Annotated in this window: 10 protein-coding genes, 1 tRNA gene and 2 other RNA genes; all 13 read right to left on the reverse strand. The window is 52.2% G+C overall.

What is annotated here, in order from left to right:
* Window positions 1-3 precede the first annotated feature (3 nt).
* Window positions 4-2,829: a cellulose biosynthesis cyclic di-GMP-binding regulatory protein BcsB gene (gene bcsB / locus DFO57_RS17465; RefSeq protein WP_110015549.1), complete on the reverse strand. Its 2,826-nt coding sequence runs from the start codon at window positions 2,827-2,829 to the stop codon at window positions 4-6.
* On the reverse strand, window positions 2,826-4,931 hold the full coding sequence (gene bcsA / locus DFO57_RS17470) for a UDP-forming cellulose synthase catalytic subunit (protein WP_013024035.1): 2,106 nt from the start codon (window positions 4,929-4,931) through the stop codon (window positions 2,826-2,828). Before bcsA ends, bcsB begins: the two co-directional genes overlap by 4 nt.
* Before the next feature lie 54 nt (window positions 4,932-4,985).
* Window positions 4,986-5,789 (reverse strand): cellulose biosynthesis protein BcsQ, encoded by an 804-nt coding sequence (bcsQ, locus tag DFO57_RS17475; RefSeq protein WP_013024034.1) that lies wholly within the window; start codon window positions 5,787-5,789, stop codon window positions 4,986-4,988.
* Window positions 5,780-6,367 (reverse strand): cellulose biosynthesis protein BcsO, encoded by a 588-nt coding sequence (gene bcsO / locus DFO57_RS17480; protein ID WP_029569324.1) that lies wholly within the window; start codon window positions 6,365-6,367, stop codon window positions 5,780-5,782. Before bcsO ends, bcsQ begins: the two co-directional genes overlap by 10 nt.
* A gap of 832 nt (window positions 6,368-7,199) precedes the next feature.
* Complete coding sequence (gene dppF / locus DFO57_RS17485) at window positions 7,200-8,228, reverse strand: dipeptide ABC transporter ATP-binding subunit DppF (RefSeq protein ID WP_014607012.1); 1,029 nt, start codon at window positions 8,226-8,228, stop codon at window positions 7,200-7,202.
* Window positions 8,218-9,204, reverse strand: a complete 987-nt coding sequence (gene dppD, locus DFO57_RS17490) for a dipeptide ABC transporter ATP-binding protein (RefSeq protein ID WP_013024031.1) — start codon at window positions 9,202-9,204, stop codon at window positions 8,218-8,220. The genes dppF and dppD overlap by 11 nt, the downstream gene beginning before the upstream one ends.
* 12 nt (window positions 9,205-9,216) lie before the next feature.
* A complete protein-coding gene (gene dppC, locus DFO57_RS17495) occupies window positions 9,217-10,119 on the reverse strand; it encodes a dipeptide ABC transporter permease DppC (protein WP_013024030.1) in 903 nt (300 codons plus the stop codon).
* A 9-nt stretch (window positions 10,120-10,128) separates the two neighbouring features.
* Window positions 10,129-11,148, reverse strand: coding sequence for a dipeptide ABC transporter permease DppB (dppB, locus tag DFO57_RS17500; protein WP_014607013.1), 1,020 nt, complete (start codon window positions 11,146-11,148; stop codon window positions 10,129-10,131).
* 203 nt (window positions 11,149-11,351) lie between these two features.
* Window positions 11,352-12,962: a dipeptide ABC transporter periplasmic-binding protein DppA gene (gene dppA, locus DFO57_RS17505; protein WP_014594987.1), complete on the reverse strand. Its 1,611-nt coding sequence runs from the start codon at window positions 12,960-12,962 to the stop codon at window positions 11,352-11,354.
* 881 nt (window positions 12,963-13,843) lie between these two features.
* Window positions 13,844-13,972, reverse strand: a non-coding RNA gene (locus DFO57_RS17510) — RtT sRNA.
* 33 nt (window positions 13,973-14,005) lie between these two features.
* A non-coding RNA gene (locus DFO57_RS17515) (RtT sRNA) lies at window positions 14,006-14,133 on the reverse strand.
* Window positions 14,134-14,166: 33 nt separating this feature from the next.
* Window positions 14,167-14,243 (reverse strand) — tRNA-Pro (locus DFO57_RS17520).
* A gap of 124 nt (window positions 14,244-14,367) precedes the next feature.
* A complete protein-coding gene (eptB, locus tag DFO57_RS17525; protein WP_110015550.1) occupies window positions 14,368-16,059 on the reverse strand; it encodes a kdo(2)-lipid A phosphoethanolamine 7''-transferase in 1,692 nt (563 codons plus the stop codon).
* Between the last annotated feature and the right edge of the window lie 120 nt (window positions 16,060-16,179).

The following is a 16,179-nucleotide window of genomic DNA, read 5'->3' on the forward strand; positions in this document are numbered from 1 at the left end:
CCCTTACTTCTTACCGGCATCGCGATTGTGTTTTGACTGTAGACGCCGCGACGCATGTCGTTTCAGCATCACCCACGCGGCACTCCCCACGATGGCGGAGAACAGCAGTGCAGCCAGCGCCATTAATACCGAATGCTGATTCGCGTACCACACCACCATCATGTACCACGGCATCTCGCCGCTAGGGAACTGTGGCCCCACCCGGAAACTCCGGATACCGTTCTCATCGGTGATAATCGCCGTATCACCGCGTACCGCCGCGTTGATGCGGGCCGAGCCTAAATCACCGTGCAGGCGCAGCAGTTGATCGTCGCTGGTCGCCACTGCCATGACCACCAGACGATCCGGATTCCACATTGAGCGGTAGCTCAGAAACCCACGCCAGGACTCATTCGAAGAGAAGTAGCGATCGGCATCCAGCGGCTGGCGATACCAGTCGCCCACCAGCCAGCTACGTAATTTTTCGAGCGCAGACGGCTCTTTAACCCCTAACGCACTGCCGTTGGCCTCGTACGGGGAGTTCGCCAGCATCGCCTGGTTAAACGCACTGTTGCCTGTCGTGCTCACTGCCAGTATGTCACTTTGCTGAACGCGAGCCAGGTTATTGCCGCCGACTGGCAGACCAAACAGAACCTGATTTTGTGCCAGCGCCACGCCGGTAGCATTTCCTGCCCTGGCAGACAGGTTTAACAGTGTTGAGATCTCCGCATCGCTTGGATTTTCAGGCAACAGCAGCGTGGTTTGCGAAAAGTCAGCCAGCCGGGAAAACGGGAAAGAGGCACCCACAAAATAGGAGAGATTGGGCAGCATACTGAAATGCCGCGTGTGGCTGAGATCAATCCAGGAATCGTCTTCGATTCGACTTTTGATATTGTTGTTCAGCAAAACGCCGCAGGGCGCATCGGCTTTAGGCTTGATGTTAAAATAAAGCGCCAACTGGTTGTCGCCATAAATCAAATAGGGATCAAGGTTAATCTGGTAATGTTCCTGACGCGCATCTCCCCCTAAGCGATGCCAGGCGCTTTCAAGTAAGCCCACTTTATTCACCGTCAGATTGCGCAAAAACGTGCCGTTCAACGTGACGTTAAGCAGCGAGTTTTTCTCGTCAATCCAGTTTTCCGACGGGAAACGGTAGTGCAAATAGAGTGGGACCGTATCGCCATCCCAGAGGAACAGGTCGGGTGCAGCGCGGAAATTCACCCGCATAGCATCGTGCCAGATGCCGGTCGCCGTCAGGCTTTGATCTTTACGCAGCAGTTCACTCAGTCGCACGGGATGCGTCGTATTGATCCAGTGCGGCGCATCGTAAGGACTGCGCAGGACAATGGACTGCGGTTTGACCTGCATGCTGTTGCTATCGGTCGCCAGTGGCTGGGTGGTCAGACGATAAGCGGCCTGGCGCAGCTGACTTTCATCTTCGCCACTGACCAGCAGGAGCTTATAAACCGGATTACCCGGATTATCGACCATCTGCAGGGATGGACCACGACTGGCTGGGAAGGTTAGCGTACCGATCCTGTCACCAGGATGACCAAACAGGATGCCGTTTTTTTCCGGCAGATTACCGCGCACGACAGGAAAATGGATGCCACGATAATCACTCTGAATACCCAACCAGGAGGCCACCAGCACCGCCGCAGTCACCGTATCCGGCGTGACATTGTCGGCAAAGCTAAACGTCACGTCAGCCGCAGTCATACGCTGAGGATCGATAAATGGACGCGGGAAATTACGCAGGCTGGTGCCAATATTTAACTGCTGGCCTTCAAGGCTCAGCATCGTTTTAGGCAGAATAGTGACCTGGTACTGCTCTGCGCTGTCTTTTTCACACAGCAGCTTGTCCGCGTCGTTAATTTTGAAACTCAAATTGTTACTGGACACAATCATCGCTGCCGGAATGTCCAGCTGATAATCGCTTTCATCGCTGTCACCCGACCCCAGCGGCAGCGTGCCAAGCGGCTGTCCGTTTAACATCAGCTGCAATGAGGTATTGCGCGCGGCGAGCGCCTGGGAAACGCGCAGGGACAGGTTGAGACGCGCGTTGGTCACCACCTCGTCGCCCGGTAGGGTAAAAATGATGCCTGACTGCAGTTGTCCGCCAGTCAGCGTAATGCCCTGACGTTGTCCCATCTGTGCCACGTTTAGCGTGCTGCTCACCGGCTGGTTGAGCATGCTGCTGACCATTGAGGTTGTGTCGACGGAGGAAGCGGCCTGGCCTGGTCTGTAGGGCGTTTCGCCTGCGGCGGCCTCCAGACCCGTTTCCGCATTACCGAGGCCGGCTGGCGGTGGCACGCTGGATAACGCGCTGCTGTCCTGAGTGACGGGCGAAGCGCTGCCGGCAGGCTGTGCATCCGACGTTGCGGGAACCTTTTCTCCGATCTGTGTGGCCGAATCGGCAACGGCGGCACCCTTAACGGGCGCCGTCGGGCTGGCAGATACCGTACTGTTCTCAGGCGCGCCAGTCGCAACACTCGATGCCGAGCGGTTATCCGCCGCACTGCTGTCCGCAGGCGTGATCTGGCTGCTAAGTGCAGGGTCGCTGCCCGGGGCCGCGCTGTTATTTGGCGCCACACTGTTATTCGGTACCGAACTGTTATTTGGCACCGCACTGTCGGTCGGAGCCGCACTGTTATTCGGTACTGCACTGTCGGTCGGAGCCGCACTGTTATGCGGTACCGCACTGTCGGTCGGAGCCGCGCTGTTATTTGGTGCCGCACTGCTGTTTGGCATCACACTGTTGTCTGCAAGGGGCGTTTCAGCCGAGGCCGGAATGACCCACAGCACCGCCGAGAGAGAACCGGCCAGCATCGACTGTATCAAGATCCTCATACTGCGCTGTCCTCTTTCGCCGCAACGTCTGGGCCGCTCTTACGCTTCTCACGACGATCTCGCCAGGTCAGCCAGAACAGTTCAAAAACCGTTCGAATGATGGTGCCCAGAGAGGTTAACGGATTGTCCTGCTTATATTCAGGCTGGATCCACGCATCGGCACGCGCCAGTACCACGCGCACCAGTTCGCGGCGACGTGCCAACGGCATGGCACCAAAGCTCAGACGAATGCTTTCTTCATCGCCCGATATTTTGGTCGCCGGAATAGTAATGGTGCCTGATTTCAGTATCAGATCGATCTCTTCAATCGTATCGTGCTCATGACGATTATCTGGCGCATCCAGATTCGCGCCGCCCATCGACAGATCGCTGGTCATCGTGCGGGATGAGATGCCGCTGGCATAGTGGATAATGGCCGGAATCTGTACCTCGATACGAATCGTTTTTCGTACCTGCTTGGTTTCGCGTGCCACGGCAATGGCTGCCATCAAAATGATTAAGCTAAAGACTGCCCACCCGACGTTGAGCGCAATCACGTAGGGATCCACGCCAAAATAGTCATGCATGGTGGCGCGCACGATGCCCGCCACAATGCCGATGCTGAGCAGAAATGCAACGATGACGTGAGGACGAACGATATGGAAATCAAAGAATCCCTGATCCAGTACGCCGCCCTTATCCGTCACGTTAAATTTTCCGTGTTTGGGTGAAAGCAACGTGAGGATAGTCGGGATGACCAGATGAAAGCACATGACCGTTTCATAGATTTCACCCCAGAAGGTGTAACGGAAACGGCCATTCATGCGTGAGTTAACATACAAGGAGAGGACAAGATGCGGCAAAACGTAGGCGAAAATCAGCGACGCCGACGAATGGATGATATTCAGATTAAACAGCAGATAGGCAAGCGGCGCGGTCAGGAAGACCACTCGCGGCAGACCAAACTGGAAATGCAACATGGCATTCAGGTAGCACAGCCGCTGTTGCCATTTTAAGCCACGGCCGAACAGCGGGTTATCCACGCGAAAAATCTGCGTCATACCACGGGCCCAGCGTGTACGTTGAATAACGTGCAGCCCGAGGCGCTCGGTCGCCAGGCCAGCAGCCAGCGGAATCGCCAGAAACGCGGATCCCCAACCCAGACGCTGCATTTTCAGCGCGGTGTGCGCATCTTCGGTAACCGTTTCTACTGCGAAGCCGCCGATCTCTTCCAGAGCTGAACGACGAATTACAGCACAGGAACCACAGAAGAAGGTCGCGTTCCAGTTGTCGTTACCCTGCTGAACCGGGCCATAGAACAGCGATCCCTCATTAGGAATACTGCGAGCGGCACTCAGGTTACGCTCAAACGGATCCGGCGAGTAAAAGTAGTGTGGCGTCTGCAACAGTGCCAGCTTAGGATCTTTCAAAAACGGCCCCACCGTTGCCTGCAGGAAAGTCCGGGTGGCGACGTGGTCACAGTCAAAGACGCAAATCAGCTCCCCTTTGGTAATCTTCATCGCGTGATTAAGATTACCCGCTTTAGCATGGCTGTTATCATCACGAGTGATATAGCCCACTCCCACATCGGCAGCGAAAACGGCAAATTCTCTGCGTTTACCATCATCAAGCAGGTAAACCTTAATTTTATCGCGTGGATAGTCGATGCACTGGGCAGCCAGAACCGTGTCGCGCACCACGTCGAGGCTTTCATTATATGTCGGGATATAGACATCGACCGTTGGCCATAAGTGGGTGTCTTCTGGCAAGGGTTCAATAGTACGTTTTAATGGCCATGTGGTTTGCAGGAAACCCAGGATTAAAATCAGCCAGACGTACAGCTCAGCAATATATAAGCCGATGCCAAGTATCGCTTCGATTTCAGAATTAAAATACAGGGTTTCCGTTGTTCGCCACCATATATATCGGGACGACATCAGGGCGGAAAGAATAACCATTACGACCGTTATTTTACGGCTTTTACTGACCCCCAATAAAAACACCATACCGATGCTTATCAAGCCAAAAATATACTGCTTTTGGCTATCCATTGGCGTGATAATGATCACCGCAGCAACAGGTGCAAGCACCAGCAGCAGCAGGTAAAACCCGATTTTACCCATGTTCCACCCTGAAAGAGCTGTTTTTTTAAACCTGGCCTGGCCAGGTCATTACATTTAATAGTTGCTGGTGTGAATCTGTGCCTGAACTTCGCCATTCCCTACATTGACATTCAGAATACTGGCGACGCGTTTAGCGATCAGTTCAATATCAAAGGCAGCGGCGGATGACGGGCTGAAATCATAAACAGATTGCTGTGAGGCATTCGCTTCACCCACACTTTCATCGCGATGAATCTGGCCCAAAAGATTATCGCCGAGACGTTGCTGAATAAAAGCCGTCACGTCACGATTAATATTCCGGCGATTGTCGCACTGATTCAGAACAAAATAATGTCCGTGTTTACTGTTCAGCGGCTGACCAATCAGGCGATTTTCTTCAATATGCGGTAATAACGATACTGAGGCGGTATCGGCCAACATCACGACCAGATGCATATCGGCTAAGGTCTTTATCGCTTTAAGCGCAGGGCCGGGGCCCGGCGGAAAATCCGCGACCATGACCAGACCGGGATAGTTCAGTAACGTGTCGAGGCCGCGCTTAATGAAGTGAGGATCTTTGGTCAGGTTTTCTTCAAACCGTTCGCGCTGGGATTCGGTCACGTTGCCGTAGGGCAGGACAAAAATATTTCCGCCGGTAGTCAGAATAGACTGGCTCCAGTCCGCCTGTTCCTCCGAGCGCGCAACAAAGCCGCGTCCATCATGCAGCGGCACGCCAAAATGAAGGCGCAGGGCGTTCTGAACATCAAAATCGATTGCTAACACTTTGCTACCTGAACGGGCCAGACTCCAGGCCAGATTCGCTGCCAACGTCGTTTTCCCCACCCCACCTTTGGGCGAGCACACACAAACTAACGGCATAAGGCAATCTTCTCCAGTAGCGGTTTTAATAACGTTTCTTTTGGTAAATTTTCTGACCCACTGCTGCGCGCGCGGAAGAGCCCGCTAAAACGGCTATGATCTGTGGCAGGAACGTCAGTATTCGGCTGCGCCGTTACCTGTGGTATCCGCGTTTCTTTCTCAGTTACGGGCGAAACCCTCACCGCATCCTGTGCAACAGACTGCGCGGAGGGAGCCGGGAAGAGAGGTGAGGCAGAAGAAGGGGCAACGGGCGCCACAACGTCAACATCGGGTTCGCTATTGGTCAGGCTATCCATAATAGAATGCGAAGACACAGCAGCAGGCTGCGTGACAGGCTGAGAACGCTCCGTCACCTCAGGCATGCTGAATTCGTCACCCTGAATCGGCTGGGGCTGAGGCAGATCAATACGTTGTCCCCCACTAAAAGGCATGTGCTGGTCTTCGCTCGCCAGTTGACGAATGAGAGACCATTTGCTTTTATCCGCCGCTTCCTGCGATTGGCCTGACATATCCTGAAAGGCGATGTCGAGCGTTTTTGTCTTTTCCTTAAAACGCTGCAAGTCGTCGTAATTTTTCATAGACCCTGGCCTACAACTAAGGGGGGATTTTTCCAGGAATATATCATAATAATTTAAACACAGTGAGATAATTCTGATTACAAAACCGACGAATTCAATAAGAAAGCTTAATACTAATCACTACTCTTTAGCAAAAAATGAGTACTATTTCACATATATCCGTAAAAATTGTTGAGACCATCTTAAGTTAAATATTTTCACAGGTGATTAACATCTTAGCGATCGCTTACATCAGGATAGCCGCTGTTCCAACCCTTTGTATTTTTAGGCAAAAAAAATTTCGTTCGGTTCGGCATTTTACCGGCTGGTGTGCCTTTTCCCTGGACAGATTCCGTGTTTTCAAATTACGGCTGGTAAAGTATTACCCTGCTAATTATCGCTAATTAAAAAACCGATCGCTGTTGAAATCATTATCTTTTAGGACATTTATCTCAGGGGTCGGTTTGTTTAATCCATCCACGGGGTAAAAAAATAAAGCGACTTCATCCTGCTACAGTAGAACGCTGGCACTGAAAACGCCCCTGTTCATGTCGCTAATGTATCAATTAGGGTGAAGACCTCTCGTTTTCCCTTATGACGACCCGCTAATGATTGTGCCGGTGCGAACGCTGATGAACAGGCTTCGGACGCGCAGCAGCAGAGCCCAGGCAGGACGTTTCACCGGCAGGATGTGGCACGGAATCTGGAACGCACATCGCACGTTGCTGGACTTTCACAGGCGAAGGCGAATGAAAACGTTGTGTTGTTAAACAGACAGAATAACGAAATGAACGTACGGCGGTGATGGCGGAATCCCTGTGGTTAACCCCACGAGGATTCCGCCTGTCACTGATTAAGGCTGGCTGGCAGACTCAACTGATGCCGTTAGCTGGTTTTCATCCTGGTCAACCGCGAAGCAGGCTATCTGTTGGTCGCCATACTGCTTGAGTTGGGGCTGCAGCTGGACACAGGTGCCAAAACGACGCCGGCAGCGGGCATTGAATGCGCAACCGGGCGGTGGATTCAGCGGGCTGGGGAGTTCCCCGGTCAGCTTAATACGTTCACGACGCTCATCAGGATTGAGCCGCGGCGTGGCAGAAAGTAGCGCCTGGGTGTAAGGATGACGTGGATTGGCAAAAATCGCCTCTTTGCTGCCCTTTTCCACGCAGCGCCCCAGGTACATCACCATCACGTCATCTGCGATATGCTCGACCACGGATAAATCGTGAGAAATGAACACATAGGACAGCCCCATCTCTTGCTGCAGATCCATCATCAGATTAAGCACCTGTGCCCGTACGGACACGTCCAGTGCTGAAACCGGCTCGTCAGCAATCAGCACGTCTGGCTCAAGCATCAGGCCACGGGCAATGGCAATACGCTGACGTTGGCCACCCGAAAACATATGGGGATAACGATCGTAATGCTCGGTTTTCAATCCTACCTTGGCCATCATCTCCAGCGTTTTCTCGCGACGTTCCGCTTTACTGAGTGAAGTATTGATAACCAGCGGCTCTTCCAGGATCTGGCTGACTTTTTTGCGTGGATTCAGAGAACCATACGGATTCTGAAAGACGATCTGAATTTTCTGCCGACGCAGCTTCTGGGCGTGGGGATCGTGTTTTAACAAATCCTGACCGTGCCAGTAAAGCTGTCCTTCTGTTGGCGTTTCAATCATGGTGAGTAAACGGCCCAGTGTGGATTTACCGCAGCCAGACTCTCCGACAACCGCCAGCGTTTTACCGCGCTCCAGATTAAAAGAGACGCCATCCAGCGCTTTAACCAGGCGCTCCTGACCAAACAATCCTTTCTTCACCGGATAGTGTTTTTTCAGGTCGATAGCCTGCAGCAGATACTCGTGCTTTGTATTATCAGGACTCATAAGTTGGTCTCCCGGCATCGTCCAGCGGATAGTGACATTTGGACTGACGTCCCGGAATCGTCCGCAGTTCAGGTTCTTCTTTACGGCAGCGGTCATTGGCATAAGGGCAGCGCGGATTAAGCAGGCAGCCTGACGGACGATCGTATTTTCCAGGCACGACACCGGGTAACGAGGCCAGCCGTGCTTTGTCCGCCGCGAATTCCGGTAACGCCCTGAGCAGTGCCTGGGTGTAAGGATGACGCGGCGCTTTAAAGATATCCGTCGCTTTGCCACTTTCCACAACCTGCCCGGCGTACATCACAATAATGTGGTGTGCGGCTTCCGCTACCAGCGCCAGATCGTGAGTAATCAGGATCAGCGCCATGTTTTCCTGCCTTTGCAGATCCAGCAACAACTCAATGATCTGTGCCTGAATTGTGACGTCCAGCGCGGTTGTGGGTTCGTCAGCAATCAGCAGCTTTGGACGACAGGCGATAGCCATGGCGATCATCACGCGCTGGCTCATCCCGCCCGAAAGCTGATGAGGATAAACATCCAGACGCGAAGCGGGGTCGGGAATCCCCACCTGATTCAGGAGGTCAATTGCTCGCTGGCGGCGAGTGCTTTTATTACCGCCCTGATGCACCTTGATGGCTTCCATGATCTGGTAGCCCACGGTATAGCATGGATTCAGGCTGGTCATCGGGTCCTGAAAAATCATTGCAACTTCGGCGCCCACTAACTGACGACGTTCTTTTTCAGAAATCCGCTTCAGATCGCGTTGATTGAACTCGAGTTTTTCCGCCATGACTTTGCCGGGAAAATCGATCAATCCCATGATGGCCAGAGAACTCACGGATTTGCCCGAGCCGGATTCGCCAACAATGCCCACAACCTGGCCTTGCTCAACCTGGTAGCTAATGCGATCAACTGCGCGGAAAGGTGCCTTATCGTCGCCGAAATGCACCGATAATTTATCTACATTTAATAATGCCATCTCGGTGCCTCTTTACTGCTTGAGTTTCGGGTCGAGGGCATCACGCAAACCATCGCCCATCAGGTTAAATGCCAGCACGGTAAGCAGAATGACTAATCCAGGGAAAGTCACCACCCACCAGGCACTTTGCGCATACTGTAAGACGTCGGAGAGCATGGTGCCCCACTCCGGCGTTGGCGGCTGCGCACCCATTCCGAGAAAGCCCAACGCCGCCATATCGAGAATGGCGTTGGAAAAGCCTAATGAAGCCTGAACGATCAACGGTGCCAGACAGTTAGGTAAAATGTTGACGAACATCTGACGCAACATGCCTGCCCCCGCTACACCGGAAGCCGTCACATAGTCCCGGTTCACTTCAACCAGCACCGCTGCGCGCGTCAGACGGATATAGTGGGGAAGCGCGACAAACGTTAGCGCAATGGACGCATTAACAATCGACGGGCCAAAAATGGCGACCAGCACCAGCGCCAACAGCAGGCTGGGCAAAGCCAGCATAATATCGACCAGGCGCATAATGGTGGCATCGACCGCCCCGCCGATATACCCGGCCAGCAAACCAAAAATGACACCAAAAATCAGCGACAGTACGACCACCATACAGCCAACCAGCAATGACAGGCGGGCGCCATACATCAGACGCGACAAAATATCGCGACCCACGTCGTCAGTGCCAAGGATATAGCTCCAGCTTCCGCCTTCCTGCCAGACAGGCGGATGCAGCAGAGCGTCACGGAACTGCTCCGCCGGCCCGTGCGGCGCCAGGACGTCAGCAAAGATGGCGATCAACAGCATTAACACGATATAAACCAGGCCCGTTACTGCGCCTTTATTACGTTTAAAATAGTGCCAGAATTCCTGAATCGGGGTCATCGGCTTGGGTGCAACATTTACGCTTGCGGGATCAACAACAGACATGATGCCCCCTTATTTCTTGTGGCGTATGCGCGGATTCACCACGCCATACAGCAGATCAACCAGCAGGTTGACCAGGATGATCAGAATAGCCGTCAGTAACACACCGCCCTGCACAACGGGATAGTCACGGCGTTGCAGCGCTTCGATTAACCAACGGCCAAGGCCCGGCCAGGAAAAAATGGTTTCAGTCAGGATTGCGCCTGCCAGCAGCGTACCGACCTGCAGGCCGATAACGGTGACAACCGGCAACATCGCATTACGCAGCGCGTGAATGACAATGACGCGCATACGCGTCAGGCCTTTCGCACGCGCCGTACGGATATAGTCTTCCCCCAGCACTTCCAGCATGGAAGAACGCGTCATACGTACGATGACCGCCAGCGGAATCGTACCCAGCACGATAGCGGGCAGAATCATGTGCATGACCGCATCTTTGAAGTCGCCAGGCTCACCCCAGATTAACGTATCGATCAGCATGAAACCGGTGAGCGGATGGCTGTCATCCAGGAACACGGTATCTGCAACACGTCCGGAAACGGGCGTGAGATTAAGCTGAACAGATACCAGCATAATCAGCATGATGCCCCACCAGAAAATCGGCATTGAGTAGCCGGTCAGTGAAATGCCCACCGCGGTATGATCAAACACCGAGCCACGTTTCACCGCAGCCATGACGCCGACCGGGATCCCTACGCATACGGCAAACATCATGGCGCAGATGCCCAGTTCCAGCGTAGCTTTAAAGCGCGGAACAAATTCGGTCCACACAGGAATGCGGCTTTTCAGTGAAATGCCTAAATCCCCATGCAGAACGCCATAGATATAGTGCAGATACTGCTTCCACAGCGGTTGATCGAGCCCCATCATCGCCATCAATTCAGCATGGCGTTCAGGGGAAATACCGCGCTCGCCTGCCATGATAAGCACCGGATCGCCCGGAATCATGTGCACAAACGCGAAGGTCAATAATGTAATACCGATGAACGTTGGGATGACAAGCCCCAGACGCCGGAGTATGAACTGCAGCATAGGCGTAATTCTCAGTCGTTTTCCCCTGGCCCTGGCCAGAGATAACATTGCTCATTAACCGCACCCGGCGACAGCCGGACGCGACGCAAGAAGCGCTTCTTTAATAAAAGTAATTAGCCGGAAAAAAAGAGCAGGCAACAGGCGATCGGTGGCGATCGCCTGAGGGCCGGAAAAACCGGCCCTTACTGCAATAATCCGAAAGGTTATTCCTGAATATCGACGGTTTCGAAGTGATGTTTACCTAATGGATCAACCACATAGCCGGTGACTTTCTTACTCACAGGCTCATAAACGGTTGAGTGCGCAATGATCAGTGCAGGCGCCTGATCGTGCATCACTACCTGAGCTTGCTTGTAATATTCAATACGCTTGTTGTGATCGGATTCTGCACGGGCTGGCTGGATCAGATCTTCAAACGGCTTGTAACACCAGCGGGAGTAGTTAGAACCGTCTTTGGCCGCCGCACAGCTGAACAACGTCGCGAAGAAGTTATCTGGATCCCCATTATCACCGGTCCAGCCCATCATCACAGTTTGGTGTTCGCCCGCTTTGGCGCGTTTCAGGTACTCGCCCCACTCATAGGTCACGATTTTGGCTTTAACGCCGATTTTGGCCCAGTCAGACTGAATCATCTCAGCCATGCGGCGTGCGTTCGGGTTATAAGGACGCTGAACCGGCATCGCCCACAGGTCGATTGAGAAACCGTCAGCCATACCAGCTTCTTTCAGCAGGGCTTTGGCTTTCTCCGGATCGTAGGCGTAATCTTTAACGTCGTTGTTGTAGCCCCACATTGTCGGTGGGATCAGGTTTTTCGCTGGCTGGCCCGCGCCCTGATATACCGCATCAATGATGGCTTGTTTGTTAACCGCCATAGTCAGTGCCTGACGCACTTTCACGTTATCCAGCGGCTTCTTCTCAGTATTAAACGACAGATAACCGACGTTCAGACCAGGCTGTTCCATCAGATTAATTTTGCTGTCTTTTTTCATGCTGGCGATATCAGCCGGGTTCGGATAAGGCATGATCTGACATTCGCCTTTCTGCAACTTGGCGTAGCGCACTGAGGCATCTGGAGTGATTGAGAAAACCAGCCGATCGATTTTTGGCTTGGTTCCCCAGTAATCCGGGTTAGCTTTATACAGAATACGCGAGTCTTTCTGGTACTGCTGGAGCACAAATGGGCCCGTGCCAACCGGGTTCAGGTCAACTTTCTCTGGCGTACCGGCTTTCAGCATGTTGTCGGCATATTCTTTAGACATGATGGAAGCAAAATCCATCCCCAGGTCAGCCAGGAAAGGCGCTTCAGGACGCGTCAGCACGAAGCGTACGGTATGATCGTCCACTTTTTCGATTTTGCTGATCAGCTTTGGCATATCCATACCTTCAAAGTACTCATAGCTGCCGCCAGAGACGTTGTGGTACTTGTTGTTTTTATCTAACTGACGCTCAAAAGAGAACACCACGTCATCAGCGTTTAACTCACGCGTAGGTTTGAAATCTTTCGTCGTCTGCCATTTCACGCCGTTGCGTAAATGGAAGGTATAGGTTTTACCATCAGCACTGACGTCCCACTTTTCGGCCAGGCCCGGCACCAGTTCGGTCGTACCGGTTTTGAACTCAACCAGGCGATTATAGATAGGTACAGAACTGGCATCATAGGTTGTACCCGAGGTAAAGAGCTGCGGGTTAAACCCTTCCGGAGAACCTTCCGAACAATAAACCAGGGTTTTTGCCTGAACACCTGCGGCTACGGTCATGGCGACGAGGCTCAGACCGACCTTCAGCATCCTGGATTTGGCCAGGGAGTTGATCATGCTTTTGCTCCATTGTGATGTGTTGTTGTGTGCATTGCCCGACCTCTGGTTTTTTTATGCGGTTCAGGCGGTCCACCCTGCGGGTGTGATAAGAGTGAGATAGTTTGTTTGGATAATCCTAATTGATAAGCACCCATCAGAAAAATCTGTATCTGCACTGTTATTGACGCATCAATTTGTCAACAGTTGCAAAGAACGTCAATACAACGGTTACTTATTTACACAGAGTGTGAGGAATAGCAAGCAACGATAAAAAAAACCCATACAGACGCAATGCCATATAATGCACAGCGGCATGGGTTTATATGCCATGTATTCTGCTACACAGGTCATAAATGAGCAGTGATTTGCGCTAAAAAAAAACAGACATCATTTAGCGCCAAATGTTGGATATCTGAACGATTTACTGTGCGTTATGACGTTCACACAGCGAAAAATGCTGTTAACTTTGGGTTGAAAATGACCAATTTGCCATTTTGTGGCATAACCAAAACTTATCTTTTATCCCTCTGTAACCCTCTGATGAGAAGGCCTGCATAGCGATGAGACAATAAAACAGGCTGTCTGGAGCAGAAATTGATTTCAAGGAGGAATTATGGCGGTCCCGAAAAAAGTGTGACATGAGATATTCTAATAACCGAGGCGGGGCAATAGCGTCTGGCAGAGGTGTTATTTATGCCTGTGAGAAACGGCCTCCTTTTATACGAATTGCGCCGGTCAAATTGTCTGCCTGAATCGATTGCGACAGGCCCAGCTCTCCTTGGACCGTTGCGTTCGCAACGTTGTCTCGCTGACGCCCGGCGCGAACCTCCTTCGGCGGTGCTCATCCTCTTTCATTCAGGCGAAAAAAAACCTGCCTTTGCAGACAGGTTTCTTAAATATGGTCGGCGAGAGAGGATTAGGCTTACTGCGTAAGCCCCCTTTGGGCCGTTGCATTCGCAACGTTGTCTCGCTGACGCCCGGCGCAAACCGCCTTCGGAGGTTCTCATCCTCTTTTATTCAGGCGAAAAAAAACCTGTCTTTGCAGACAGGTTTCTTAAATATGGTCGGCGAGAGAGGATTAGGCTTACTGCGTAAGCCCCCTTCGGGCCGTTGCATTCGCAACGTTGTCTCGCTGCGCTCGGCGCAACCCTCCTTCGGAGGTTCTCATCCTCTTTTATTCAGGCGAAAAAAAACCTGTCTTTGCAGACAGGTTTCTTAAATATGGTCGGCGAGAGAGGATTCGAACCTCCGACCCACTGGTCCCAAACCAGTTGCGCTACCAAGCTGCGCTACTCGCCGATGGGGGCGCATGTTACTGCTCCCCCCAGGAAGCGTCAACCGCTTTTTGCGCTTTCCCGCCCAATCGCCTGGAAAGCAGGCGGCCAGCGAGTTTTATGCCTTGTCGCGAAAAATTGCCTTACCGCTATAGCGCTTTTGACGCTGTCCCGGCAGGTGCCTGACACCAGTTATTAGCCTGCTTAATCCCGCCATCTGGCGAGGTGTAACCCAGGCAGCCCATAATGGTATCAAACAGCTCGACATGACGATGGGTTTTGCCGACGCGCTGTTGCGCCTGCAGGCGTTCGAAGTTTCCACGGTTTGTCGGGTCAGCCAGATATTTATCTGACGCCCAGACCATCATAGGAACACGGAACTGCTCCGGCGGTGCCATTTCACGCGGCGTACCATGCAGATGCATATTGTCGCTGATCGATTCGCCATGGTCCGATGCATAAAACACGATCGCTTTTTTATCACGCAGCTGATCCAGAACGCTGTCCAGCATGCTGTCCACATAAAGGACGGAATTATCGTAAGCGTTGATCAGTTGCGCTTTGCTACAGGTTTCATCCACGCCCATGCATTCTGGCTGATAGCGTGCAAAACTGCGCGGATAGCGCTGTGAGTAGAGATAATGTGAGCCCTTCGTGTGCAGGACAACCAGATGCTTACCCTTCGGGTAGCGCTGCAGTGAGGCCTGTAACTCAGGCACCAGCAGCATATCATCTACTGATTTACCCTGGTTACGTGGCTCAGAACCAATCTGCTCGCGGAAAGAGAAATTATTGGCGTTGATGTTATCGTAGAACCAAACCTCACTTTGCATCGCAAACAGCTCAGAAGTGAAGCCCAGTTCTTTCATCACTGCGAACACATTTTGCTCTTTCAGTGTTCGCCCGGGATTGTCCATAGTGCCGCCTTCGCGCACAAACATACAACGCAAAGACAACTTGGTCGCGGTATCACAAGATTCGCCACGAAATGCGACCAGATTTTTCTCTTTAGAGAGTTTAGGGGTGGTGTTTCGCTCATAGCCCAGCAAGCCCATATGATCCCAGCGAGTGGTTTCGCCAATAACAAACACCACATAGGTATCATCTAACCCCGGAGGAGCAACATAAGTATATTTCTGGGCAGGATCCAGGAGTTCCTGATTTTCCAGCGTCTCGTCAATCTTGGTCCAGGTAAACAAACCCAGCGCGGCCAGCCAGTTAGAGGGGAGATATGAGTGCGCGACAATTCCGCCATAGCTTGGCAGATCGACGTTGGTCACTTCCTCATTCGCCTTTTGCAACTTGTCGAAGTAACGGATGGGTAACCACACGAGCGCAACGCAGGCCAGCATAATCAAAGTGGGTTTCAGGCGCTGTCCTGGCGTACGTAACTGCTCATTGAGCGTCATACTGAGGTTGTTGCGCCAAATCATGAACAGTGGCAGCGCGCTGACCAGCACCATCCACAGGATAAAGTGATAACCCACCACCTCTTTTGACAAATCGGTATCTGTCGTCATGACTGAGGCGACGATTCCGTAGCCAATGACCACATTGAAAAAGGCCATATAATAGCCAGCAGCAACAGAGATCAGGACAATCAGGGTGGCCAGAATCCGGTAGAACCATTTTCCGCCTAGCGATAACAACCGCATCAGGAAAAACGTCAGCAGCACGATAGCGACGACCTCGGTAAACGCGGTCAGCCAGTTTGTCACGGTTGATCGGGTCAGAAAGCCATCAAATCGGCGATAAAAGATTGGTAAATTCAAAAAGATACCGAGATACAGAGCCAGCAAGAGCGACAGCTTTTGCTGTGTTAATGATTTTATGTAATTCATGAAAAATGGTGTTTCCCCGGAGCGAAGCGCTTAACTAAACGTTAATCTGACTGCCATATTTCGGCAGAGTTCGCGAATTAAGCGGGCCGGATAAATAAGAAGAGTATTCTGAACGTTTTT

It is taken from the genome of Pantoea sp. AG702 (assembly GCF_003182295.1).
GTDB lineage: Bacteria > Pseudomonadota > Gammaproteobacteria > Enterobacterales > Enterobacteriaceae > Pantoea > Pantoea ananatis.

Bases quoted from the DNA above. Each gene is read 5' to 3' on its own strand.
- dppB (WP_014607013.1), bottom strand. From the start codon at position 11,148: ATGCTGCAGTTCATACTCCGGCGTCTGGGGCTTGTCATCCCAACGTTC.
- eptB (WP_110015550.1), bottom strand. From the start codon at position 16,059: ATGAATTACATAAAATCATTAACACAGCAAAAGCTGTCGCTCTTGCTG.
- bcsQ (WP_013024034.1), bottom strand. From the start codon at position 5,789: ATGCCGTTAGTTTGTGTGTGCTCGCCCAAAGGTGGGGTGGGGAAAACG.
- bcsB (WP_110015549.1), bottom strand. From the start codon at position 2,829: ATGAGGATCTTGATACAGTCGATGCTGGCCGGTTCTCTCTCGGCGGTG.
- dppA (WP_014594987.1), bottom strand. From the start codon at position 12,962: ATGATCAACTCCCTGGCCAAATCCAGGATGCTGAAGGTCGGTCTGAGC.
- dppC (WP_013024030.1), bottom strand. From the start codon at position 10,119: ATGTCTGTTGTTGATCCCGCAAGCGTAAATGTTGCACCCAAGCCGATG.
- bcsO (WP_029569324.1), bottom strand. From the start codon at position 6,367: ATGAAAAATTACGACGACTTGCAGCGTTTTAAGGAAAAGACAAAAACG.
- bcsA (WP_013024035.1), bottom strand. From the start codon at position 4,931: ATGGGTAAAATCGGGTTTTACCTGCTGCTGCTGGTGCTTGCACCTGTT.
- dppD (WP_013024031.1), bottom strand. From the start codon at position 9,204: ATGGCATTATTAAATGTAGATAAATTATCGGTGCATTTCGGCGACGAT.
- dppF (WP_014607012.1), bottom strand. From the start codon at position 8,228: ATGAGTCCTGATAATACAAAGCACGAGTATCTGCTGCAGGCTATCGAC.